Origin of the sequence: Sulfitobacter sp. (genome assembly GCF_036961165.1) — a bacterium.
In the GTDB taxonomy this organism is placed as follows: Bacteria; Pseudomonadota; Alphaproteobacteria; order Rhodobacterales; family Rhodobacteraceae; genus Sulfitobacter.
In genome coordinates, this window is sequence record NZ_JBALVJ010000002.1 from 70,203 (window position 1) to 91,573 (window position 21,371).

The following is a 21,371-nucleotide window of genomic DNA, read 5'->3' on the forward strand; positions in this document are numbered from 1 at the left end:
CCGGCAGGCTGAGCTCAATACCCTGTCCCGTCTGGCGCGCTTCCCAACGTTGGGAAGCGGAAAGGGGCAGGGTAATACGACTGAATGTCGGGTGATCGCCCGAACGTACCGCCAGTTGCTGCGCTTGCACTTTAGTCACAGAACAATACAACAGCGCTGCTATCAACAAAAGGATTTTCATGCTGCATTCTGCTTGAGCGCTTTAAGCGCTTCTTCAAGGTCACCATAGCTGGGTCTACAGTGCGATGGTGTATTTTGACGACCGACCTCAATGCATATGTTGGTCGCATGATTATGCAGGTTTGCGATCAGGACTTCGCGAATAAGCTGATAGAAATATGATTCATCCTTCGTGACATCGCTCACCTTAGAGGCGAAAGGACCAACTAGTCCGTAAGCAAGAAACACCCCAAGGAACGTCCCAACCAACGCGCCACCGATCAGCTTTCCTAGGACTTCGGGCGGCTGGTCAATTGATGCCATTGTTTTGATAACACCCAGAACCGCCGCAACAATGCCAAGGGCGGGTAGGCCGTCTGCCACCACCTGAAGCGCATGGCTTGAATGCATAGCGTGATCAAGGTTCGCTTCCATCCTCTTATCAAGCACTTCTTCAACCTGATGCGGATCGTCATAATTCATGGAGGCAGAGCGCATGGTGTCGCAAATCAGCGCTATCGCTTCCTTGTCTTTGAGAATTCGCGGGTATTTGCTGAAAATGGATGACTCATCCGGTCCCTCGATATGCTCTTCCACAGCTACGGGGTTTTGCCTTGCAAGGCGTATCAATTCGAACAGCAAACACAGAAGATCGCGGTAGTCGTCGTGTTTCCATTTGGGCCCTTTGAACACTTTGCCCATGTCTTTCATCGTGTGTTTGATCGCCGGACCGTCATTACTGATCAGGAAAGCCCCTAGCGCGGCCCCGCAGATCATAATCATCTCGAACGGGAGAGATTTCAGGATGATACCCATCTTGCCGCCGGCAAGTAGATAGCCGCCAAAAACCGTGACGAAGATGGTGATAATGCCGATAATGCCAATCATGTCAGCCCCCGATTGCCTGTTGGTGAGAGTGTTGCATATGGTGGTTAAGGAACTGTCAGCGTGTGCTCATTTTTTTGGGACGTTGGCGTTGCGGCCAGCCAGAATTACACTGATCGAATAGGCTACTTGTGGAGAAAGCCCCGACATGATGTCGGCCGCGACATCGGGGCGCATACGGCCTAGAAAACCTGCGGCAAAGCTAGGCTCCATCTGTTCGAACAATATCGCAGCATCTTTGGGTTTCATGTTTTCGTAGACAGACGTAAGGCGCTGAATGTCTTTTTCGGACGCCTCGTCCGCAAGTGACAAGGTAGCCCGCAATGCTGCTTCGGTCTGGGTCAGCGCTTCAATGCGTTTTTCGATTTCCGCATCTGCAACCGATAACGCACGCATCCGCATCTCAATTTTCTTTTCTCGCTCTAACACCTGCACTTCGCGTTCGGACAATGCTGCGATGAGGCCTGACAGCTCAGCTCGGTTGGCGGTGGCCGCTATGGGCATATGTGTCTCAACATGGCTCATATTCTCCTTCTCGGCGGCATCTGTCGTCTTGGAAGACACTGCCGCTGCTAGTGACAGAGGGGTGGTCGGCAGTTGGCCGTCCTGAGCGAAAACGCTACTCGCGCTTGTGATCACCCGAATCGTGGCGGAGCTGATCAACAGTAACGCGATGACAAGCACAGAGCCGCGACCGACAGGCCTGCGCATCCGTTTGAATACGGAAAAAATCATGCGGTGTCTCCTGTTGTTTGATGGGATCGCCGGGCAAACATTGGAGTGCTTGGGTTTGTCGTGTTAGGCGATGTTGTTGCTGTGGGAGCGACTGGCGCCTGCGGTGCCGCCTTCTGCGAAGCGGCTGTGGGAATGTCATGGAGAGCGGCCATCTGCAGCTCCAGCCGACGCGACATATCCTCGGCGCGTTTGGTAAGCTCTGTTAGGGACTGTGCCGAAGCTGCCGCTGTTTGTTGGGCCGCTACGAGGGTGCGATTCAGGTCATCTACCTGCGCCGACAGAATAGCTACAGCCCCACCAACCCCTTTTTCGAGGTCATTGAACCGGTTGAGTCGACGACCCAGAACGAAACAGTACACGCCTGCTCCAATAGCCCCTGCTGCCAGCAGAATATCCGCGATAAGTTCCATCATATGCTCCTTTAAGTCAGTACAAATTCCATAATCAGGAAGTCATTGACGCGGCCCTGACCCGTGACTACCTGGACGCGGCGCAGCATCTGTGCGCGCAGTCGGGTCAGTGCCGTTTGATCTTCCAGATCGGCGACTTCTAATGCGCGGAGATAGCTGTTTAGCACATCCACAACGCGCGGCAGGAGCTTGGTTACATCAGCCTGATAGCTTTGTGGCACTTCCAACTGGGCACGGAAGCGGAGGATTCGCCGCTCCGGTTGAGCGTCCACTGATATGACCATCGGTTCAATTTCTACAAAGGCGATGTCGGCAAAAGGATTTTTGATTTCCTCGTTCTCGGATTTGGCGTGGTTTTCACTGCCTCCGCCAAGAATCATGCCGGAAAAGGTTGCGTAAAACCCCCCACCACAGCCGACTAACGCCAACACAATCCCAATGAATAAGGGCGTTTTTGATTTGGGCGGGGCACCTTCTGGCGTGGCTTCATCTTCTGACATGGTCTCTCCATCCTCTGCTATTCAAAACGGTATAGCCGCGATTGCACTAACGGGTTGTTAAGCCCAATCGGTCATTTCTGTTGGAGAAGCCGGACAGAACGTTCGGTGCGACGGAGGCGATTGTGCAGCAGTACCTGAATGTCTGGATGAAGCTTGGGATCAAGCGGCAACTTATTGTAATTGCGGCGACTGGAGCGATGTTCTTTGCAATTCTTGCGATGGCAAGGATGACCACGGCCCCTAGTATGACCCTATTGTATGCAGGCCTGGAAAGCAGTGCAGCAGGGGACGTTGTCCGCTCTTTGGAGCAGCGCGGTGTTGTGTTTGAAGTGCGCGGTGGATCAATATTTGTGGACAGTAAAGCGCGTGATGAACTGCGCCTGACACTGGCCAGCGAAGGTCTCCCCGCAAACGGGAACCGCGGGTATGAGCTGCTTGATCAGTTGACCGGGTTCGGCACTACAAGCCAGATGTTTGACGCTGCGTACTGGCGCGCAAAAGAGGGTGAACTGGCACGGACGATTGTTGCAAATCCTGCCATAACAATGGCGCGCGTGCACATCGCGAGCACGGGTTCAAATCCATTCCAGCGTGGCGTCACGCCCAAAGCATCTGTTTCCCTGACCCCAAATGGTGGCGCCATCTCTCCGGCGCAGGCAAAGGCCGTCCGGTTTTTGGTTGCCTCGGCCGTGGCGGGGCTCGCCCCCGAGGATGTGGCGGTGATTGATGCCAATGGATCTCTGATCGGGGCGACAGAAGAATCAGCACCTTCCGTCGGAGGCGATGACAAGGCTCAGGTGCTGCGTGACCGGGTTCAGCGGTTGCTTGAAGCACGAGTGGGGTTCGGTAACGCAGTCGTCGAAGTTAGCGTCGATACCGTCACGGAAAGCCAGGCGATCCGCGAGCGTAGTTTTGATCCTGAGGGCAGGGTGGCCATAAGCAGTGATACTGAGGAGCGTACAAATACCGCCGAAGGATCAGGTGGCGGTGATGTTACCGTTGCAAGCAATTTGCCAGACCAAGAAGGTGGTGCGGGAAGTGACAAGTCGTCCTCGAAAAATAGCGAAACCCGAGAGCGTATTAACTATGAGGTATCCGAGACCGAGCGTGAAATCATCCGCGCTCCGGGTGCGGTCAAAAGGCTTTCGGTTGCTGTACTGGTGAATGAAATCACGGCGCTAAATGATGTGGGCGAGCCTGTCTCGCAACCTCGCGATCCAGCTGAAATGGAAGCTTTGCGCGAGCTCGTCTCCTCTGCAGTCGGCTTTGATGCAGAGAGGGGTGATATCATTACGCTGAAGTCTATGGCGCTGCAAAGTGTTGCGCCTTCGGGCACGGCAAATAGTGTATCGCTGATGGATCAGTTCGATCTCGATCTGCTTTCGGCGATCCAGATGCTGGTGCTCGCGGCAGTGACGCTGATTCTGGGGCTCTTTGTGATCCGGCCGGTTATGACCAAGCAATCCGTAGCCGTTCCAGCGCTGGGTGCGCCGCAGGAGCCTGAAAACGCTCCGGCGCTGAATGGTCCTACGGCTGAGCTTGGTGGCCTTCCTGCCGTCATGGACGCTGAAGACATGGGTAACGTCCAGAACCAGGGCAGTTTTGGCGGGGTGACACTCGTGCAGAATGCCGGTCTTGATCGCTTGCCGCCAGAAGATCCCGTTAAACGTCTTCGGAACATGATTGGGGAGCGTCAGGAAGAGACGGTTGAAATATTGCGCGGATGGCTCGAGGATAAGGAGGAAAAAGTATGACCTCTATCGCGCACCGCTACGCTAATTTCAGCACATATGGCCCGGACGGAGAGCCTGCAGAGCCTGTTTCTCTTGAGCATATCGAGGATGAAAATCTCAAGGCCTTCGAAGAAGGATATCAGGCTGGTTGGAGTGACGCTGACAAAAATCATACAACTGAGCAGAAGAATATTGGGGAGGAATTTGTGCACAACCTGCACGATCTCTCGTTCACCTATCAGGAAGCGCTGGCTAGGCTGAACCGTGGACTGAAACCTCTGTTCGAGCATATGCTATCCGCCCTGCTTCCCAGAACCACCAGCGCCGCTTTGCGCGCTCATGTGATAGAGCAACTGGTCCAAATGGCCGGAAAACAGACCGAGGCGCAGATCACGCTAAGGGTCTCTGAGAGCAGCCTGCCGATGATTGAAGGCCTCCTCGAAGACGTTGAATTGAATCTCCCAGTCTCTTTGAGCGCGGATCCAACCTTCAGCAGCCATCAATTGTTCGTCGCGCTCGAAACGCAGGAGCATGAGATCAACTTGGACGCGGTGTGTCTGGAGATCACGACAGCAATGAACGCCTTTAACTTCCATACACAACCGGAGTGCCTTGATGCCTGACCAGACAACACTTGCCACTGATACCTCCAACCCGTTCACTTCTGTGCCGATAGAAATCACCGTTTGTGTCGGGAAAGCACGTCCGCTGCTGAGGGACTTGGTGATGCTTGGTGAAAACGCAGTGCTGACATTGGACCGGCGCGTCGATGATCCGGTGGAACTGTACGTGGGTGACAAACTCATTGCGCGTGGCAATTTGGAAGAGGCCGAGGGTGATGCAGCCGGGCAACTCATTGTGCGGCTAACCGAAGTTGTTGATATGCAGCAGGGGCTTTGATGGTGCGATCTTTCCCAGTCTGGATCGGGATCATTGCGCTGCTGTTCTTGCCGCAGATGGCTGGGGCGCAGGACCTGTCGATAGCCCTTGGGGATGACGGTTCAATCTCAGCTCGCACAATTCAACTATTCGTCCTGGTTACCGTGCTTAGCCTAGCACCGGGGTTGGCCATAATGGTCACGTGTTTCCCGTTTTTGGTCACAGTTTTGTCGATCCTGAGACAGGCGATCGGGCTACAGCAATCTCCCCCGAATATGCTGATTGTTAGCCTCGCGCTCTTTTTGACCTATTTCATTATGGAACCGGTTTTCAACGCGGCGTGGACGAACGGCATCGGCCCTCTTACCCGTGAAGAGATCGGAGTGGAGCAGGCGGTTTCTCTCACGTTAGAACCTTTTCGCAGCTTCATGGCAGCACGGTTGAACCCCGAGACTTTCTTTGCGATGGCAGAGCTGAGACCGGACACTATCAACGCGCAGCCAACGCCGGATGCTCCACTTTCGGTTTTGGTACCCAGCTTTATGTTATCCGAAATTTCGCGAGCGTTTCAGATCGGGTTCCTGATTTATCTCCCCTTCCTGATCATCGATTTAGTGGTCGCAGCGATCCTGATGTCCATGGGCATGATGATGGTTCCGCCTGCGGTTGTGTCCTTGCCGTTCAAATTGGCCTTCTTTGTGGTGGCAGACGGCTGGGCGCTAATTGCAGGCAGTTTGGTGCGCAGCTACTTTTAGCGTAATTTGGCTCTAACAGATAATAAACTACAGATATTCGGGCTGCCAGAATTAAGGTTCTGGCCATCTCTCACTCCTATTGCTTGTCCCTGATGTCAGGGGTGGCATTGTGAATGGAGTGGAATGATGGGCCAGCGAATAAGGCTGTCGTGGCGAAGAATGGCGCGGATGCGTCTTGGTGAATGGGGTGGGTTGTTTCGATTTGTGGCCCGGTACGTCGATCTGTTGATCGTGCCGTGGTTTCTAGAGCCAATTGTTGTATGGATCTATGTGTCGGCGCGCGTTGCATCGTTGTGTATTCCGCTGACACTTTTCCTGTTGGGATCAAGGGTGGCGCGCCAGCTTTCAAAACTTGCCCAAGCACAAGAGCAAAGTGGATTTCAGTCCGCAGCCGCACGCGTGAATTTGAGCTATCTTATGGTTTGTGGCGCCATGGCGCTGTTCGTGATGGTTGGTGCACCCAACCTTGCAGTAATTTTGGGTACCCCAAAAGGTCTTTACAGTGAGATATTGGTATGGCTGGTGGTTGGCCAGTCCGCGCCGGTGTTATTCGGCGCAACCGGTCTGCTGATGCACGCGGTCGAAAGGGGTGCGTTTTATGATATGCTGTTAGGGTTAACTGCACTTCTGTTTTTGGCGGCCACTGTATTATTCGACGTTCGCGATGGTGTTATGGTTGCGCAAGCTCTCGTTGCCGCCCAGATGACACAGGCGGGGTTGTGTGCATTGTTGCTTACACAATGCGGAGTGTGGCCGGGCTTGACCTCCCTACTTCACAAAGAGATCAAGCTTTTCTAAGAAATTGTTATCTAACAATAAACTCGGCATGAAGCGCACCTGCGGCCTTGATGCTTTTAAGTATATCGATCATATCGCGTGGCGACACTCCGAGAGCATTCAAGCCTGCAATCAACTCCGATAACGAAGCGCCAGCTGGGATCTCCGCGAGCCCAATGCCCGGTTCCTCTTCGATCGCGGCGCGGGTTCGTGGCACAACCACAGTTTCACCGTCAGCAAAGGGGTTGGGTTGAGAAACCAGCGGCTCTTCTTGTATCCGCAAGGTCAGATTTCCCTGACTTACGGCCACTCGCGAAATGCGCACGTCCTCGCCCATGACGATAGTTCCTGAACGTTGATCGACGACCACGCGCGCTTTGCGCTCAGGCTCGACCTCAATGTTTTCGATCCGGCCAAGGGCATGGGCAACTGATCTCATGCGGGTTGCAGGTACGTCGAGAAGTACAGTGCCACTGTCCAACATTAACGCAACGCCGCGCCCGAAGTCGCGGTTGATCGCTTGTTCGATTCTCCCGGCGGTAGTAAAGTCTGCTTCGCGTAGAGCAAGGCGTAGATCGCTAAGCGAGCTTAGCTGGAATTCGATTTCTCGCTCTACCCGCGCACCAGAAGGGATCGTGCCGGACGTGGGTACGCCTTGCGTTACCTGCCCGCCATCTCCCTCTGCAGTGGCTCCACCGGCAATGATCGCCCCTTGAGCCACAGCATAGATTTCGCCGTCTGCCGCGTTCATAGGCGTCATGATGAGCGTCCCACCCAAAAGGCTTTTCGCATCGCCGATGGCTGAGACGGTCACGTCAATCTGGCCGCCTGCCCGCGCAAACGGAGGCAACGTTGCCGTGACCAGAACAGCAGCCACGTTTTTCGGACGAAATTGCTCACCTGTCACGTTTACGCCAAGGCGTTCCAGGATATTGGTCATAATGTCTTCGGTGAAAGGCGCGTTGCGCAGCCCGTCGCCTGAACCGTCAAGCCCGACAACAAGCCCGTAGCCTACTAGATCATTGCCGCGCACGCCGTCAAATTCGACCAAATCCTTTATTCTGACGGGAGTGGCATTCGCTGGGCCCAAAAGGCTCAATAACAGAGCCAAACAAAAGAAAATACGCGTCAGGCCTCTCATAGGTAGTTCACCAACGAAAGCTGGGATGAGCGTGCGGTGATGGCGTAAAGGCTTTGCAATTGAAATTGGACTTGCTCCAGTTCTGTGGCGGCTTCAAAGGGATCTACGGACAGCAGATTGTTGCGTGCCATTTCAAGCGCGCTGCGTTCGCTGCTCTGGCGCACGGTGGCTGTCTCTATGTGGGCTTCGGACGTACCGACGGTGGCCCGTAGCTGAATGACGTCGTCAACGTTGGCGAAGACATTTGTCATCGTCTTTTGTAGTAGCTCGCTCTTTTGCGTGTTGTTTAGGCTCAGAGCGGGGTCGTCAGCCATTGCCATTAATGCGAGATTGCGGAGGGTGTCACGCAATACGGTATCATCTCCACGAAGCTTAAATCCGACCGAGTCAGAGTCTGAGAGTGCGACTGGTGCGAGTGCTGTGTCAGAGCCAAGGTAGCCAGTTGTGCCAAAGCCGGCAGGATCATCAAACCACGCCTGCGCGGCGATAAAGATATCATCGACAGTGACCGCGCCAGTCACTGCAGCACGTAGCCCTGTCAGCAAATCGTCGACCGAAGCAATCGGCTGTACGTTTGTCGCAGTACCGGCGAACAGGGTCCGACCGGATACTTGGGTATTCAATGCGCTGATAGTCTGATCCAGCTTATCCCTTGCCGTAGACTGTAGGCCGGTTGTCCCGTCCCCTAAGGCGGAATTGGTTGCAGTAAGCAAGCTATCACGGAAGGAGGCGTTCAGATCACTAATCCTTCCCAATGCGGTCTGAACACCGTCGGCAAACTGCTGCGCTTCCAGCCCAGCCAGCTTGTATCCATCTAGCTTGGTGAGACTCCGATCCAGATCGTTCAGATAGGCGACATTACCAGCCAAAGCGGTGCGAATGTCTGCCACCTGTCCAGTGGAAATCTCAAGCGTGAGGCGCTGCATGTCTTGTTTGAGGGCCGCATTCCGAGATTGCATTGCGTAAGAATGGGCCGTATCGCCCCGTGATCCGATGTTCATTTTTATAACCTCGTCAATGTTTCGAGCATGGCGTCTGCAGCCTGAATAACGCGGGCGTTGGCTGCATAGGCCTGTTCAAGAACAAGCAAATTTTGAAGTTCCTGATCGGTATCAACACCTTGAGACAGCTGAAGGTCTGTCCATTCAGTCAAGCGCGCAGCATTAAACGTCAAATCTCTTTCAGCCCCGGCGCGGGTCGATGACAGCATGCCTGAGAATGAAGAGAACAGGTCTGACATGCTTTGACTGCCAGTACCAAAATCACCTGAAGCTGGTATGCGCATTGTATCCAACGTATCGCGCATTGCATTGAGCAAGGTAGAGTCTCCAGCTGGGCCCGGGGTTGTTGCGCCTAACCCGTCACGAAGGCGCCAGACTTCACCACCTGCGGTGGGATCAACCGCTGCGTTAAGTGCAAGCCGCGTGCTTAAACCTACTTCGTCCAGAGGGTCAAAAGAGGCACCCGCGTCTGTAAACAGTCCGGGATCACCAGCTCCACGCGTTGCATCAACTGCCGGGTCGGCAAATCGCTCAACCAGATCGCGGGCAAGTGCGTCCAGCTGAGTTTGGGCCTGAACGCCATAAGTATCCCGCACAGCAAATTGACCGCCTAAACTGCCTCCCGCCAGCGCGCTCATGCGCAAATCCTGACCGTTGAGCGTCAGTCCAGACAAAGTACCACCATCAAGGGTTTGATATGCGGTAACGGTGTTCTGTCGTTCAAAGCCGATGTTCGCCGCGCTGATGTCCAACAAAACAGCACCACCTTCTGTATAGATCGCAATAGTGCTGTTATCGCGGGGGACTACGTTGATGGGAACAATCGCACCGATTGTGTCCAAAACTGCCTGCCGCTGGTCCGCTAATCCCGACGTGCTTCCGCCGCGCGCCTGCGTTGTGATGATTTGTTTATTCAGCTGTTCGATCTGTTGAAGTGCGGTGTTGAGCGTGACGACCTCTTGGGCAATTTGCCCATCTGCACGGGTGCGAATGGCTTGTACGTCACTTGACGCGCGTGCCAATCCGTCGATCAGACGTTGGGCATCCACGACTGTATCGGTCAAACGCTCCGAAGCGTCCGGTCTGCTCGCCGCTGTGATCAGGCTTTCCTCAAAGGATGCAAGGCGCCCACTCAGACCCTCAGGGTCTCCCGCAATTCCGGTCACGTCTTCTAGTGTCCTAAAGAAACTTACGGCTGTCTGCACGTTCTGGTGTGCAGCGTCTGCGAACCGACGGTCGGCCAGAACACCTTCGTTGACGTGGCGCGTGGTCCCGTCGATCCTCACGCCGCCATTCGCACTGTAGTTCATAGAAGACAGCGCTAGCTCCCGGCGGCCATAACTTTGTGTTAGTGCGTTCGAGATGTTGTTCGAGACAAGCTCGGTCCCTCGCGCGGCGGCGCGCAGGCCCGACATGGCTGCGTTCATGGCTCCGTTTATAGACATGGTGTTCCCCTTGGATCAGGTGGGGAGGCGCACTGAGCCCCTCCCTCGCGCAGTCAACTCAGCGTTTGATATTGGTAGTTTCCTGCAACATTTCATCCACGGTCTGGATGACCTTCGCATTGGATGAATAGGCCCGCTGGGTCTGGATCATCGAGGTGAGCTCGTTCGCAACATCTGTGGTAGATTCTTCCCGGGCAAAAGCCACGATATCGCCTGTTGGCCCGTTACTGGCATCCCACAGAAAGAACGATCCACTGTCGACTGAGGGTTGATAGGTTTGCGAATCGAGCGCGATCATGCCATTGGGATTTGGGAGATCCACTAGGGGTACTTGATAGATTGTGCGCGTTACGCCGGTATCGAACGTCGCATGGACATAGCCGTTACCGTCCACATTTACGCTTGTCATATTTCCAACGGGAGAGCCGTCTTTGGTGATAGAGACTGGCGCGAACGTGTCTGACAGTTGGGTCAGCGCATCGCTTTGCCCGATCACACCGATATCAATCTCGATGGGGCCGCCATCAACATTAACGATCAGCTTTCCTGATGCTGTGTCATAGGCTCCGCCAGAGACAGTAGTCACAGAAGCCAAAGTGCCGCCAGCGGTGCGGTTATCTTCAAATGTCAGAGCATATTCGCCGATAGTAACGCCTGGATTGACGGAGTCTGTCAACGTCATCGTCCATTCATTTGACGCACCTGTCGCAGGGACGGTCGGCGTGAAGGTCACATTCACGCTCTCAGATGTACCGAGGTTGCCATAATACTCCACGGCGAGATGTTGCGGCTCTACCACGCTGCCAGCCATCGTTGCCGTTGCAGGCAGGTTGACGCCCAGCGTCATACGGGTGGTCGGCTCACCGGTGAGCTGGTTGACGTTGATCTGGATCGGTTCCAGTCCTTCGTCAGTATCGCGTGAGAAAGGTGGAATGGAGCCATCAGGCTGTGCGGGCCAGCCTAGCAGGACAAGGCCGGAAGACGTCGTCAGATACCCTTCGGCATCTGTTGTGAAAGAACCAGTGCTGGTGAGCAGCATGTTCGTAGCGCCATTGCCCGCATTCAAATCAGTGACCTTTGCTACCGGCAGCATCCCCCGTCCGCGGACGGCAAGATCGGTTGCGTTAGATGTCGGCACCAGCGATCCTCTGAGATCGATCTGACGATTGGTACTGGCCCGTACGCCACCTGCTGCATATTTGCCGCCGTTGTTTGATATCACCATAGATTCGAAGTCAGTCTGAACCCGCTTGTACCCGAACGTCGACGAGTTCGCGATGTTGTCTGAAATGCTTGCCAGCCGCGTTGCGTTGGCCTGAAGCCCCGCTACACCTGCGTTCAAGGAAGATGAAATTGTCATAGACACGCCTTTCTGCTCTGCCGTTTTCCGTTCTGGAGCAAGCAATAGCCCGACATGCTTTAATGCCGGGCTAACAGATAAAATGCGTTCTATTTCTTTGGGTCAGGATGCGTCGCGCAGCAGCACAATCTTGATTCGATCATTTCGCAGCGCCATCGGGTCACGCACCACCGGCTCCCGGTCTGCATGTCCGGTCACCCGCTGGATGCGCGCGGATTCAATGTTCTGACCTTCCAGCAGTAACCGCATCTGCGTTGCCCGCTGCTGAGAAAGCTCCCAGACAGAGCTTTCTTTCAGGACCAGCGGTTGCGCACGCACATGGCTGCCGATGGCGATATCATTCGTGACTGTCTTGCTCACCTGAGCAATGAGAAGCGCCAGATCATGCATCAAAGCAGTTGGAACTGCGGTCCCGTTTTCAAAGATCTGCAGATCATCCCGAGAGAATATCTCGATCACGAGGCCCTCATCAGTGATGCGGGTAACGATATGCTCAAGCACGTTTTCCATGACCACAGATTCGCCGCCGTGACCTTGCAACATCTCATCTAGGCTTTCGAAAACCTCGTCCTGCGCCGCTATTTCACGGGCGTCTGGATCATTGCCGGAAGCGCCACGCGCCTTGTCTTCGGCCGCGGGACGACTGGCCGAAGCACCTGTCCCGTTCTTCGGCATGGTCATTTCGGAAAATATGCTTTCCCCGCCAAAAGAACCGCTGCCGCCCCCCGATACGCGCACAATGGGGATCGTCGGTGAAAAGTAATCCGCCAACCCTTTGCGTTGTTGTTCCGTTGTCGCGTTCAGCAGCCACATCAACATAAAAAACGCCATCATCGCGGTTACGAAATCCGCATAAGCGACTTTCCATGCACCGCCGTGGTGCCCGCCGCCCCTGATGATCTTTTTGCGTTTAATGATGACTGGCGCGAGGTTTGCCTTCGCACTCATATAAACCACCTTTAATTCACCCAAGGACAGGGATACCGCCGGAGCCGTTAGCAAACTCCTAAGGCGCATAGGGATGGTTAGCAGAAGGTAAAGCTTGCAATTTCCGATCCCGCGCGGCCACATCGCCACATGGATAATCTGATCACTGATAGTCGCTATTCGTGGACCCGCCTTGCGCTAACGCTTTGCGTGGGCACGGTGATCAATGCGGGCATGTGGGCCATCATCGTGATCATGCCTGCGGTAGAGGCGGAGTTCGGCGGAAGCCGTGCCATGGCCTCGCTGCCCTATACGCTTACGATGATCGGTTTTGCGACTGGTAATTATGTGATCGGGCGTGCTGTGGATCGCTTCGGCGTCACGCTGTCGTTGATTGTGGCGGCGGCTGTTACCGCGTTGGGATACGGACTGGCTACTCTGTCTGGGTCGCTGGTTATGCTTTCGTTGGCGCAACTGATTGTTGGTTTTGCCTCAGCGGTAGGGTTTGGGCCGTTGATCGCCGACGTATCGCATTGGTTTGTGCGCCGTCGAGGTATCGCCGTGGCGATCGCTGCTTCGGGTAATTATCTTTCGGGCGCTATTTGGCCGATCCTGCTGGCAGGCGTGCTGCAGGAAAGCGGTTGGCGGTCGGTTTATCTGGTAATGGCAGTGGCGACGCTTGCCCTCGTGATCCCACTGGCATTCACACTGCGTCGGCGTATTCCCGAAGAAGCGCACGCTGCGGCCCAGCATGCTTCTACATTGAACGCGCGCTCGTCTGGTCTGTCGCCGCGTACGTTACAGTACCTGTTGGGATTTGCCGGTATCGGCTGCTGTGTCGCCATGTCGATGCCTCAAGTACATATCGTGGCGCTTTGCGTCGGGCTTGGATTTGGTCCGGCCGTGGGCGCGCAAATGCTGGCGTTGATGTTGTTGGGCGGGGTCGCGTCGCGGATCGTTTCGGGGCTGTTGGCAGATCGCTTGGGCGGCGTGCGTACTTTGCTTATCGGTTCGTGCCTGCAATGCCTTGCGCTATTTCTGTACCTGCCCTCGGGCGGCATGGTTTCGCTCTATCTGGTGAGCCTTGTGTTTGGCCTGAGCCAAGGGGGCATCGTGCCCAGTTACGCGCTGATCGTTAGGGAATACATGCCTGCGAAAGAGGCGGGTGCCCGTGTGGGGTTCGTGATGATGGCAACCATCCTTGGCATGGCGCTGGGCGGCTGGCTGTCTGGGCTGATTTATGATCTGAGCGGATCTTATCATCTGGCGTTCATCAACGGGATCGTCTGGAACGGCGCGAACATTGCAATCATGCTGTGGCTGCTTTCGCGCAGCAGGCCACGTGCGCCAAGGGCAGTGGCGGCCTAACCTACCACTTGCGCCGCTTCGTCAATGCCATCTGCTTTTGCCGCTCGCGAAAGCGCATCTTGTCGTCTTCCGTCGTTTCATTCACGCAGTTGTGGCAGCTCACGCCTGCTTCATATCCGTCCCGTTCTGTGTCTTCAGGCAGGATGGGGCGGCGGCAGCCGTGACACAGCAGATGCGTGCCGGGTTTTAGCCCGTGCTCTACGCTCACGCGATTATCGAAAACGAAACACGACCCATCCCAAGTGCTTTGGGCTTGCGGCACTTCCTCAAGGTATTTCAGAATGCCGCCTTTGAGGTGATAGACATCCTCAACTCCCTGACCTAGCAGGAAGTTGGTTGACTTCTCACAGCGGATGCCACCGGTGCAGAACATCGCGATCTTCTTGTTATGAAAACGATGCTTGTTGGCCTCCCACCATGTGGGAAACTCGCCAAAGCTGGTAGTTTCCGGATCAACAGCGCCTTTGAACGTGCCAATAGCGACTTCGTAGTCGTTGCGCGTATCAATCACAGCCACATCGTCGCGGGTGATTAGATCATTCCAATCCTGCGGCGCTACGTAATGTCCGGTGCCTGCCAACGGGTCCACATCGGGCTGACCCATTGTCACAATTTCGCGCTTGATGCGTACCTTCATCTTGCCGAAGGGCGGCACATCCGCGTGCGAGATATTATGCTCCAACTCCGCGCAACCGGGCAGGGCGCGCAGATGGGCAAGGACCCGATCAACCGCCGTTTGCGACGGCCCGGCGATGGTGCCGTTCACCCCTTCGCGCGCCAACAGCAGCGTGCCGGTGATATTCTCCTCAAGGCATAGCTCGAGCAGGGACGGCTTGAGCGCCTCTGGTGCGTCAAAACGGGCGAAGTGATAAAGGGCGACAATGGTATACATGGGACGCCAAATAGGCCGCACAGGGGCTGTTGCGCAAGAGGTGTGTAGGGTAAAGCCGTCAGCAGATGCAATTTGCCACAGCCGCGAGGACCCACAATGCATGCTCTTCTAGTCATCGACGTACAGAATGATTTTTGCCCGGGTGGCGCGCTTGCTATAACCGGCGGAAACGAGATCGTCGCGGGGATCAATGAGCTGATGGGCCAGTTTGATGCCGTTGTGCTGACGCAGGACTGGCATCCGGCGGGGCACTCCTCCTTTGCCTCCACACATACGGGGGCAGCGCCCTATGATATGATGGAGATGCCTTACGGGCCGCAGGTGCTTTGGCCTGATCACTGTATTCAGGGCACCGACGGCGCGGCGTTTCATCCGCTGCTGAAGACAGATCATGCTGATCTGGTGATCCGCAAAGGCTATATTCCTGCCATCGATAGCTATTCGGCGTTCTTTGAGAATGACCACAAAACGCCCACAGGTCTGGAAGGCTACCTGCGCACGCGCGGGATCAAGGAGGTGACTTTGGTCGGCCTCGCGTTGGATTTCTGCGTCAGCTACTCTGCGGTAGATGCAGCACAAGTGGGCCTCAGGGTCACTGTTCAGACGGAACTGTGTCGCGCGATTGATCTGAACGGTTCGCTGGTTGAAGCGAAAAACGCAATGCGCGGGGCGGGTGTGGCGCTCGACTAAAGGCTTGCTCCTATACATCGCATGCGCCACAAAACACGGGCCTAATGGAGCCTTTACCAATGGTTGATATCGCCACACGCGTCTGGAACCACAAATGGAAGATCGACCCTATCGTGCGGTCGCTCATTGATACAGACTTTTACAAGCTCCTGATGTGTCAGTCTATTTTTCGGAATAAGCCGGACACTCAGGTGACGTTCAGTCTGATTAACCGCTCAACGCACATTCCACTTGCCGAGCTGATCGATGAGGGTGAGTTGCGCGAGCAGCTCGATCATATCCGGACGTTGAGCCTTAGCCGCGGCGAATCCACTTGGCTGCGTGGCAATACTTTCTACGGCAAACGCCAGATGTTCCGCTCTGATTTCATGGAGTGGTTCGAAAACATGCGGCTGCCGCCTTATCATCTTGAACGCAAAGGCGATCAATACGAGCTGACGTTTGAAGGTAAATGGCATGAAGTCATGCTGTGGGAAATCCCTGCGCTGGCGGTGCTGATGGAATTGCGCGGGCGGGCGGTCCTGAACGGGATGGAAAAGTTCGAGCTTCAAGTTCTCTATGCTCGTGCGATGACGCGGGTCTGGGAAAAGGTCGAGGCGCTCCGCGATGTGCCGGACTTGTCGATCGCGGACTTCGGTACGCGTCGGCGGCACAGCTTTCTTTGGCAGGACTGGTGTGTGCAGGCCATGAATGAAGGACTAGGCAGCAAGTTCACTGGCACCTCCAATTGCAAAATTGCCATGAAGCGCGAATTGGAAGCCATCGGCACCAATGCTCACGAGCTGCCCATGGTTTACGCCGCCCTTGCCAAAGATGACGACGCGCTGTTTCAGGCCCCTTACAAAGTGCTTGAGGATTGGCATGATGAGCATGAGGGCAACCTGCGCATCATCCTGCCTGATACCTACGGCTCTCAGGGTTTTCTGGATAATGCGCCGGACTGGCTGGCGGGCTGGACCGGTATCCGTATCGACAGCGGTGATCCCGCTACTGCCGCAATGCAGGCAATTGACTGGTGGAAATCCCGTGGCGAGGACCCGCGCAGCAAGCGGGTCATTTTCAGCGACGGCTTGGACGTTGCCAAGATTAAGGAACTGCACGCACAGTTCGCGGGTAAAACAGCGATTTCATTTGGCTGGGGCACATTGCTTACAAATGACTTCCGCGGGCTGGTTCCAGACGATGCGCTCGCTCCGTTTAGCCTTGTTTGCAAGGCGGTCAGCGCCAATGGCAAACCAACCGTAAAGCTTTCCGACAACCCCAACAAAGCGATGGGTCCGGCAGACCAGATTGAGCGCTACAAGCGGGTGTTCGGTGTCGGTAAGCAAGATGCGCAAAAGGTGGTGGTATGACCACAACCCATGAGGCGGACGAAGACGCACGCAATCAGGACATTCTGATTTACGTGAATGGAGAGTTGAAGCCGCGCGCGGAGGCGACAGTCTCGGTTTACGATAGCGGCTTTTTGCTGGGCGATGGCATGTGGGAAGGGATGCGGCTCTATAATGGGGTTTGGGCATTTTTTGACGAACACATGGACCGGTTTTTCAACTCCTGCAAAGCGGTCTCGTTGGATGTGGGTATGGATAAGGCAGGCATAGCCGAGGCGCTGCGAATGACGGCAGAGGCCAACGGCATGACCACGGATGTGCATTGCCGCCTGATGCTGACACGCGGTGTGAAGGTCAAACCGTTCCAGCATCCATCGCTGTCGCGCTCCGGTCCCACCCTCGTGATCATCATGGAGCACTCCAAACCGGTAGAGACGCTCAGCACGCGCGGCATCCGCCTTGCGACAGTGCCACAGGTACGCGGCTTGCCGATGTCACAGGACGCCAAGTACAACAGCCATTCCAAGCTTAACTGTGTGATCGCCTGCTTGCAGGCCGAACAGGCGGGCGCGGATGAGGCGCTGATGCTGGACCCGCATGGGTTTGTGAACACCACCAACGCCTGTAACTTCTTCATCGTGCGGCGAGGTGAGGTTTGGACCTCGACCGGTGATTATTGCATGAACGGTGTGACGCGACAGAAAGTGATTGACCTGTGCCGCGCCGATGGCATCCCCGTGTTCGAAAAGAACTATTCGCTTTATGAGGCATACGGAGCGGATGAGGCGTTCTTGACGGGAACATTCGGCGCACAAACGCTTGTGTCTGAAATCGATGGAAAGAACATTGGTAATGGCACGCAGCCAGTGACCGAGCGTATCCGGAAGTTGTACAAACAGGCTATTGCAGAAAACACTGGCATGCCGCTCTGAACATTCCTAAGCGGCGGCCGTCATTCAGATCTGGCGCGCAGAGGCGCGGCGGGTCAGGATGTTGGACCGGATAAACGCGATGATAAAGACCAGCGTCAGGATGAGGATGATCGTTGGCGCAGGCGCGCTATCGAGGTAGAAGCTCGCATAGACGCCCAACACAGACGAAAGCATCGTTACAGCCACAGCAATCGGTAGCATCCGCGAGAATTGCTGGGTCAGCAAAAACGCAATCGCACCGGGTGCGATGAGAAGGCCGATCGACAGGATGATGCCTACGGCTGACAATGTCGCGACAATGGTCAGCGAAATCAGCGCCAGCAATCCATAGTGCAGCCAACCCACGCGTAGGCCCACTGCCTGAGCCTGCACTGGATCAAAAGCGTGCAGCATCAGATCGCGGCGCTTTGCGATAATCGCTACCGCCACAAACAGCCCAATCAGCCCTGCGGTCCACAGATCAGCGGCGCTCACCCCCAGCATGTTCCCGAACAGGATGTGATTCAGATGCACGTCAGTCGTGACTTTGGTGTACATCACGATCCCGAACCCGAACATGCCGGAGAAGACGACCCCCATCACGGTGTCCTGCTTTACCCTGCTGTTTTCGGATAGAAAGCCGGTTGCCAGCGCACAAAACATACCCGCGCAAAACGCACCAATGATCAGTGGAATACCAAGCATATAGGCGGCCACTATTCCTGGAAGTACCGCGTGGCTGATGGCATCACCCATCAAAGACCACCCCTTGAGCACCAGATAGCACGACAACAAACTGGTCGGCACAGCGATCATCATCATGATCACAAAGGCGTTCTGCATGAAGGCAAACTGGAACGGCTGTAAAAGTGTCTCGATCATGCGCGTAGCGCCTCCGCCGCTTTACGTCGTGCGGCCAGATAGCCGTGTTTAGGCGCGAAGACGAAAGCCACAAGGAAGATCAGCGTTTGGAGGGTCACAATAATACCGCCCGTGGCGCCATCGACGAAAAAGCTGAGATAGGCACCAAGGAACGATGTGCCCGCTCCGATCAGGACGCTCACGATCAACAGGCGCGGGAAGCGGTCTGTCAGCAGATAGGCTGTAGCCCCCGGAGTCACGACCATCGCAATCACCAGAAACGCACCCACGGTCTGCAAGGCTGCCACGCAAGAGGCCGAGAGCAGCGTAAAGAAAACGACCTTCAGCAGGTCGGGTTTTAGCCCGATGGAGCGTGCGTGATTCTCGTCAAAGAAGGTGACCATGAAGTCCTTCCACTTCGCCAGCAACACCGCCAGCGTGACAAAGCCGATCAAGGCCAGCTGCAGCGTGTCCGAAGGCGTGATGGCAAGGATATTGCCCATCGTGATTGTCTGTACGGAAACGGAAGTGGGCGAGAGCGAAACCATGAACAGCCCCAACCCGAAGAAGGAGGTGAAGATCAGCCCGATGATCGTGTCCTCTTTGAGCCCCGAACGCTGATTGAGAAACAGCATCGCCCCAGCCGCAAGTCCGCCAGCTGCAAAAGCCCCCAACGCAAACGGAAGACCCAGCATATAGGCACCCGCTACGCCGGGCACGATCGAATGGCTCAGCGCATCGCCGATCAGCGACCAGCCTTTGAGCATCAGATAAGCCGAGAGGAAGGCGCAAACACCGCCGACCAACGCGCTTACCCACATGGCGTTGAACATATAGCCGTAGCTAAACGGCAGGAGCAGCGTCTCCATCACTCCGCGTCCTCCTTGGGGGGCTCTTCGCTGTAAACGATGAAGGGGCGTTCATCATCCGTGATCACACGGATCGAGCGCGCATCGTCATCATCGTGGAGGTCAGATCCGCCCAGCACAAAGTGGCGCAGTACGCCGCCAAAGGCGAGTTCTAGGTTATCGTGGGTAAAGGTCTTTTCCGTGGTACCATAAGCAAGCACGGTCTCTTTCACCAGAACGGTGCGGTCACAGAATTCGGGCACGGAGCCAAGGTTGTGAGTAGAGACCAACATAACCCGACCTTCATCCCGCATCTCGCGCAGAAGGTCGATGATCTGGTCTTCGGTCTGCACATCAACACCGGTAAATGGCTCGTCCAGCAGTATCACCTGACCCTCTTGCGCCAGCGCGCGCGCCAGAAAGACCCGCTTGCGCTGGCCGCCGGACAATTCGCCAATCTGGCGATGCCGGTACTCGGTCATGTTGACCCGCTTCAAGGCGTCCGTCACGGCGTCATGATCTGCGGCCTTGGGATGGCGGAAAAACCCCATGTGGCCATAGCGGCCCATCATCACCACATCCTCAACCAGCACCGGAAAGGACCAGTCGACCTCTTCCGATTGGGGCACGTAAGCCACGATGTTTTTCTTCAGCGCTTCTTTGACGGGCATCCCGAGTACGGTGATTTCGCCCTTGGCCGCAGGAACAAAGCCCATGATTGCCTTGAACAGGGTCGATTTCCCTGCTCCGTTCACACCTACCAGAGCTGTGATGGTCCCTCTGGGAATCTCGAAAGTGGCGTTGCGCAGGGCGGTATGCCCGTTGCGATAAGTCACGGTCACATCGTGGGCAGAGATACCGGTGCTCATTCTGTCAGACCTTTCACAATCGTCTCGGAGGTGACGCGCAGCAAATCCAGATAGCTGGGCACCAGTCCGTCTTCTTCGGTCAAGCTGTCAACATAAAGCATGCCGCCATATTTTGCGCCGGTTTCCCGCGCGACCTGCTGGGCTGGCGCCTGACTGACCGTGGATTCGCAGAATACTGCGGGGATGTCATGTTCGCGTACTGTATCGATGACGCGGCGCACCTGTTGTGGCGTGCCTTGCTGGTCAGCATTCATCGGCCAAAGGTAGATTTCCTTCATCCCGAAATCGCGGATCAAGTAGCTGAAGGCACCTTCACAGGTCGCCAGCCAGCGCTGGTTGTCCGGCAGGGCCAGCACTGCATCACGCAGCGGTGCAATCGTTTCGGTGATACGCGCCTTGTAGCTTTCGGCATTGGCTGCATAGGCTTCGGCATTGGCTGGGTCGTGCAGCATGAAAGCGTCACGAATGTTGTCCACATAGATCAGCGCATTGTCTAAGCCCATCCATGCATGCGGATTGGGTTTTCCGTCATACGTCCCTGACGAAACGCTGATTGGATCGATCCCCTCGCTCACGGTGGCAGAGGGTACATCGCGCAAGTTCGACAAGAACTGCTCGAACCAAAGCTCAAGGTTCAGGCCGTTCCATAAGATCAGGTCTGCGCCCTGTGCGCGGATAATGTCACGCGGCGTCGGAGAGTAGCCGTGTATCTCAGCGCCGGGCTTGGTGATGCTCTCCACCACGGCCACATCGCCCGCCACATTCCGCGCCATATCGGCGATGACAGTAAAGGTTGTGACAGCTTTGAATTTTTCTTGCGCCAAGGCGGCAGAGCTGGGCAACGCAAGAGCGCTCACTATTGCGAGTGTTTTGAGTGATTTGGCAAACATAGAC

23 protein-coding genes are annotated in these 21,371 nt (G+C 55.6%); 9 read left to right on the forward strand and 14 right to left on the reverse strand.

What is annotated here, in order from left to right; genetic code table 11:
* Window positions 1–177 precede the first annotated feature (177 nt).
* The 4 genes from motA to V7730_RS01580 form a co-directional block, all read right to left on the reverse strand.
* A complete protein-coding gene (gene motA, locus V7730_RS01565) occupies window positions 178–1,047 on the reverse strand; it encodes a flagellar motor stator protein MotA (protein ID WP_335745821.1) in 870 nt (289 codons plus the stop codon).
* 66 nt (window positions 1,048–1,113) lie between these two features.
* Window positions 1,114–1,779, reverse strand: a complete 666-nt coding sequence (locus V7730_RS01570; RefSeq protein WP_335745822.1) for a MotE family protein — start codon at window positions 1,777–1,779, stop codon at window positions 1,114–1,116.
* Window positions 1,776–2,189: a hypothetical protein gene (locus tag V7730_RS01575; protein ID WP_335745988.1), complete on the reverse strand. Its 414-nt coding sequence runs from the start codon at window positions 2,187–2,189 to the stop codon at window positions 1,776–1,778. Before V7730_RS01575 ends, V7730_RS01570 begins: the two co-directional genes overlap by 4 nt.
* Before the next feature lie 11 nt (window positions 2,190–2,200).
* On the reverse strand, window positions 2,201–2,689 hold the full coding sequence (locus V7730_RS01580; RefSeq protein ID WP_335745823.1) for a flagellar basal body-associated FliL family protein: 489 nt from the start codon (window positions 2,687–2,689) through the stop codon (window positions 2,201–2,203).
* Window positions 2,690–2,811: 122 nt separating this feature from the next.
* Here V7730_RS01580 and fliF point away from each other — a divergent pair, with 122 nt between their 5' ends.
* The 5 genes from fliF (at window position 2,812) to V7730_RS01605 (ending at window position 6,854) form a co-directional block, all read left to right on the forward strand.
* Complete coding sequence (gene fliF, locus V7730_RS01585) at window positions 2,812–4,443, forward strand: flagellar basal-body MS-ring/collar protein FliF (RefSeq protein WP_335745824.1); 1,632 nt, start codon at window positions 2,812–2,814, stop codon at window positions 4,441–4,443.
* Complete coding sequence (locus V7730_RS01590) at window positions 4,440–5,045, forward strand: hypothetical protein (protein ID WP_335745825.1); 606 nt, start codon at window positions 4,440–4,442, stop codon at window positions 5,043–5,045. The genes fliF and V7730_RS01590 overlap by 4 nt, the downstream gene beginning before the upstream one ends.
* On the forward strand, window positions 5,038–5,322 hold the full coding sequence (locus V7730_RS01595) for a FliM/FliN family flagellar motor C-terminal domain-containing protein (protein ID WP_335745826.1): 285 nt from the start codon (window positions 5,038–5,040) through the stop codon (window positions 5,320–5,322). The genes V7730_RS01590 and V7730_RS01595 overlap by 8 nt, the downstream gene beginning before the upstream one ends.
* Window positions 5,322–6,056: a flagellar type III secretion system pore protein FliP gene (gene fliP / locus V7730_RS01600; protein ID WP_335745827.1), complete on the forward strand. Its 735-nt coding sequence runs from the start codon at window positions 5,322–5,324 to the stop codon at window positions 6,054–6,056. Before V7730_RS01595 ends, fliP begins: the two co-directional genes overlap by 1 nt.
* A gap of 123 nt (window positions 6,057–6,179) precedes the next feature.
* Window positions 6,180–6,854: a hypothetical protein gene (locus V7730_RS01605; protein WP_335745828.1), complete on the forward strand. Its 675-nt coding sequence runs from the start codon at window positions 6,180–6,182 to the stop codon at window positions 6,852–6,854.
* Window positions 6,855–6,861: 7 nt separating this feature from the next.
* Here V7730_RS01605 and V7730_RS01610 read toward each other — a convergent pair whose 3' ends face one another.
* From V7730_RS01610 to V7730_RS01630, 5 genes are all read right to left on the reverse strand, one after another.
* Window positions 6,862–7,974, reverse strand: coding sequence for a flagellar basal body P-ring protein FlgI (locus V7730_RS01610; protein ID WP_335745829.1), 1,113 nt, complete (start codon window positions 7,972–7,974; stop codon window positions 6,862–6,864).
* Window positions 7,971–8,975, reverse strand: coding sequence for a flagellin (locus V7730_RS01615; RefSeq protein WP_335745830.1), 1,005 nt, complete (start codon window positions 8,973–8,975; stop codon window positions 7,971–7,973). The genes V7730_RS01610 and V7730_RS01615 overlap by 4 nt, the downstream gene beginning before the upstream one ends.
* A 2-nt stretch (window positions 8,976–8,977) precedes the next feature.
* Window positions 8,978–10,420 carry a flagellar hook-associated protein FlgK gene (gene flgK, locus V7730_RS01620; protein WP_335745831.1) on the reverse strand — a complete coding sequence of 481 codons (1,443 nt, stop codon included), beginning with the start codon at window positions 10,418–10,420 and terminating at the stop codon, window positions 8,978–8,980.
* Window positions 10,421–10,478: 58 nt separating this feature from the next.
* Window positions 10,479–11,780, reverse strand: a complete 1,302-nt coding sequence (locus V7730_RS01625) for a flagellar hook protein FlgE (RefSeq protein ID WP_335745832.1) — start codon at window positions 11,778–11,780, stop codon at window positions 10,479–10,481.
* 102 nt (window positions 11,781–11,882) lie between these two features.
* Window positions 11,883–12,728, reverse strand: coding sequence for a flagellar motor protein MotB (locus V7730_RS01630; RefSeq protein WP_335745833.1), 846 nt, complete (start codon window positions 12,726–12,728; stop codon window positions 11,883–11,885).
* Window positions 12,729–12,857: 129 nt separating this feature from the next.
* Between V7730_RS01630 and V7730_RS01635 the strand changes: the two genes are divergently transcribed.
* A complete protein-coding gene (locus V7730_RS01635) occupies window positions 12,858–14,075 on the forward strand; it encodes an MFS transporter (RefSeq protein ID WP_335745834.1) in 1,218 nt (405 codons plus the stop codon).
* Between the two features lies 1 nt (window position 14,076).
* Here the strand turns inward: V7730_RS01635 and trhO are convergent, their stop codons facing one another.
* On the reverse strand, window positions 14,077–14,967 hold the full coding sequence (gene trhO / locus V7730_RS01640; RefSeq protein WP_335745835.1) for an oxygen-dependent tRNA uridine(34) hydroxylase TrhO: 891 nt from the start codon (window positions 14,965–14,967) through the stop codon (window positions 14,077–14,079).
* 96 nt (window positions 14,968–15,063) lie between these two features.
* On the opposite strand from trhO, the gene pncA reads away from it, so the two are divergent.
* From pncA to V7730_RS01655, 3 genes are read left to right on the forward strand one after another with little or no spacing between them, the layout of a single operon-like run.
* Window positions 15,064–15,657, forward strand: a complete 594-nt coding sequence (gene pncA / locus V7730_RS01645) for a bifunctional nicotinamidase/pyrazinamidase (protein ID WP_335745836.1) — start codon at window positions 15,064–15,066, stop codon at window positions 15,655–15,657.
* A 59-nt stretch (window positions 15,658–15,716) separates the two neighbouring features.
* On the forward strand, window positions 15,717–17,009 hold the full coding sequence (gene pncB, locus V7730_RS01650; RefSeq protein WP_335745837.1) for a nicotinate phosphoribosyltransferase: 1,293 nt from the start codon (window positions 15,717–15,719) through the stop codon (window positions 17,007–17,009).
* A complete protein-coding gene (locus V7730_RS01655; protein ID WP_335745838.1) occupies window positions 17,006–17,920 on the forward strand; it encodes an aminotransferase class IV in 915 nt (304 codons plus the stop codon). Before pncB ends, V7730_RS01655 begins: the two co-directional genes overlap by 4 nt.
* 24 nt (window positions 17,921–17,944) lie before the next feature.
* Here V7730_RS01655 and V7730_RS01660 read toward each other — a convergent pair whose 3' ends face one another.
* Genes V7730_RS01660 through V7730_RS01675 form a run of 4 tightly spaced genes read right to left on the reverse strand, consistent with a single transcriptional unit; the run spans window position 17,945 to window position 21,367 of the window.
* The gene (locus V7730_RS01660; RefSeq protein ID WP_335745839.1) at window positions 17,945–18,781 is read right to left on the reverse strand and encodes a metal ABC transporter permease; all 837 of its coding nucleotides are present in this window, start codon (window positions 18,779–18,781) and stop codon (window positions 17,945–17,947) included.
* The gene (locus V7730_RS01665; RefSeq protein ID WP_443070174.1) at window positions 18,778–19,629 is read right to left on the reverse strand and encodes a metal ABC transporter permease; all 852 of its coding nucleotides are present in this window, start codon (window positions 19,627–19,629) and stop codon (window positions 18,778–18,780) included. Before V7730_RS01665 ends, V7730_RS01660 begins: the two co-directional genes overlap by 4 nt.
* Window positions 19,629–20,477, reverse strand: coding sequence for a manganese/iron ABC transporter ATP-binding protein (locus V7730_RS01670; protein WP_335745841.1), 849 nt, complete (start codon window positions 20,475–20,477; stop codon window positions 19,629–19,631). The genes V7730_RS01665 and V7730_RS01670 overlap by 1 nt, the downstream gene beginning before the upstream one ends.
* On the reverse strand, window positions 20,474–21,367 hold the full coding sequence (locus V7730_RS01675; RefSeq protein WP_335745842.1) for a metal ABC transporter substrate-binding protein: 894 nt from the start codon (window positions 21,365–21,367) through the stop codon (window positions 20,474–20,476). Before V7730_RS01675 ends, V7730_RS01670 begins: the two co-directional genes overlap by 4 nt.
* Between the last annotated feature and the right edge of the window lie 4 nt (window positions 21,368–21,371).

Coding starts and splice junctions, on each gene's coding strand:
- V7730_RS01625 (WP_335745832.1), bottom strand. CDS start 11,780: ATGACAATTTCATCTTCCTTGAACGCAGGTGTAGCGGGGCTTCAGGCC.
- V7730_RS01655 (WP_335745838.1), top strand. CDS start 17,006: ATGACCACAACCCATGAGGCGGACGAAGACGCACGCAATCAGGACATT.
- flgK (WP_335745831.1), bottom strand. CDS start 10,420: ATGTCTATAAACGGAGCCATGAACGCAGCCATGTCGGGCCTGCGCGCC.
- V7730_RS01635 (WP_335745834.1), top strand. CDS start 12,858: ATGGATAATCTGATCACTGATAGTCGCTATTCGTGGACCCGCCTTGCG.
- pncB (WP_335745837.1), top strand. CDS start 15,717: ATGGTTGATATCGCCACACGCGTCTGGAACCACAAATGGAAGATCGAC.
- V7730_RS01630 (WP_335745833.1), bottom strand. CDS start 12,728: ATGAGTGCGAAGGCAAACCTCGCGCCAGTCATCATTAAACGCAAAAAG.
- V7730_RS01595 (WP_335745826.1), top strand. CDS start 5,038: ATGCCTGACCAGACAACACTTGCCACTGATACCTCCAACCCGTTCACT.
- V7730_RS01675 (WP_335745842.1), bottom strand. CDS start 21,367: ATGTTTGCCAAATCACTCAAAACACTCGCAATAGTGAGCGCTCTTGCG.
- trhO (WP_335745835.1), bottom strand. CDS start 14,967: ATGTATACCATTGTCGCCCTTTATCACTTCGCCCGTTTTGACGCACCA.
- V7730_RS01605 (WP_335745828.1), top strand. CDS start 6,180: ATGATGGGCCAGCGAATAAGGCTGTCGTGGCGAAGAATGGCGCGGATG.
- V7730_RS01615 (WP_335745830.1), bottom strand. CDS start 8,975: ATGAACATCGGATCACGGGGCGATACGGCCCATTCTTACGCAATGCAA.
- fliP (WP_335745827.1), top strand. CDS start 5,322: ATGGTGCGATCTTTCCCAGTCTGGATCGGGATCATTGCGCTGCTGTTC.
- motA (WP_335745821.1), bottom strand. CDS start 1,047: ATGATTGGCATTATCGGCATTATCACCATCTTCGTCACGGTTTTTGGC.
- V7730_RS01570 (WP_335745822.1), bottom strand. CDS start 1,779: ATGATTTTTTCCGTATTCAAACGGATGCGCAGGCCTGTCGGTCGCGGC.
- V7730_RS01660 (WP_335745839.1), bottom strand. CDS start 18,781: ATGATCGAGACACTTTTACAGCCGTTCCAGTTTGCCTTCATGCAGAAC.
- V7730_RS01580 (WP_335745823.1), bottom strand. CDS start 2,689: ATGTCAGAAGATGAAGCCACGCCAGAAGGTGCCCCGCCCAAATCAAAA.
- pncA (WP_335745836.1), top strand. CDS start 15,064: ATGCATGCTCTTCTAGTCATCGACGTACAGAATGATTTTTGCCCGGGT.
- V7730_RS01670 (WP_335745841.1), bottom strand. CDS start 20,477: ATGAGCACCGGTATCTCTGCCCACGATGTGACCGTGACTTATCGCAAC.
- V7730_RS01610 (WP_335745829.1), bottom strand. CDS start 7,974: ATGAGAGGCCTGACGCGTATTTTCTTTTGTTTGGCTCTGTTATTGAGC.
- V7730_RS01575 (WP_335745988.1), bottom strand. CDS start 2,189: ATGGAACTTATCGCGGATATTCTGCTGGCAGCAGGGGCTATTGGAGCA.
- V7730_RS01590 (WP_335745825.1), top strand. CDS start 4,440: ATGACCTCTATCGCGCACCGCTACGCTAATTTCAGCACATATGGCCCG.
- V7730_RS01665 (WP_443070174.1), bottom strand. CDS start 19,629: ATGGAGACGCTGCTCCTGCCGTTTAGCTACGGCTATATGTTCAACGCC.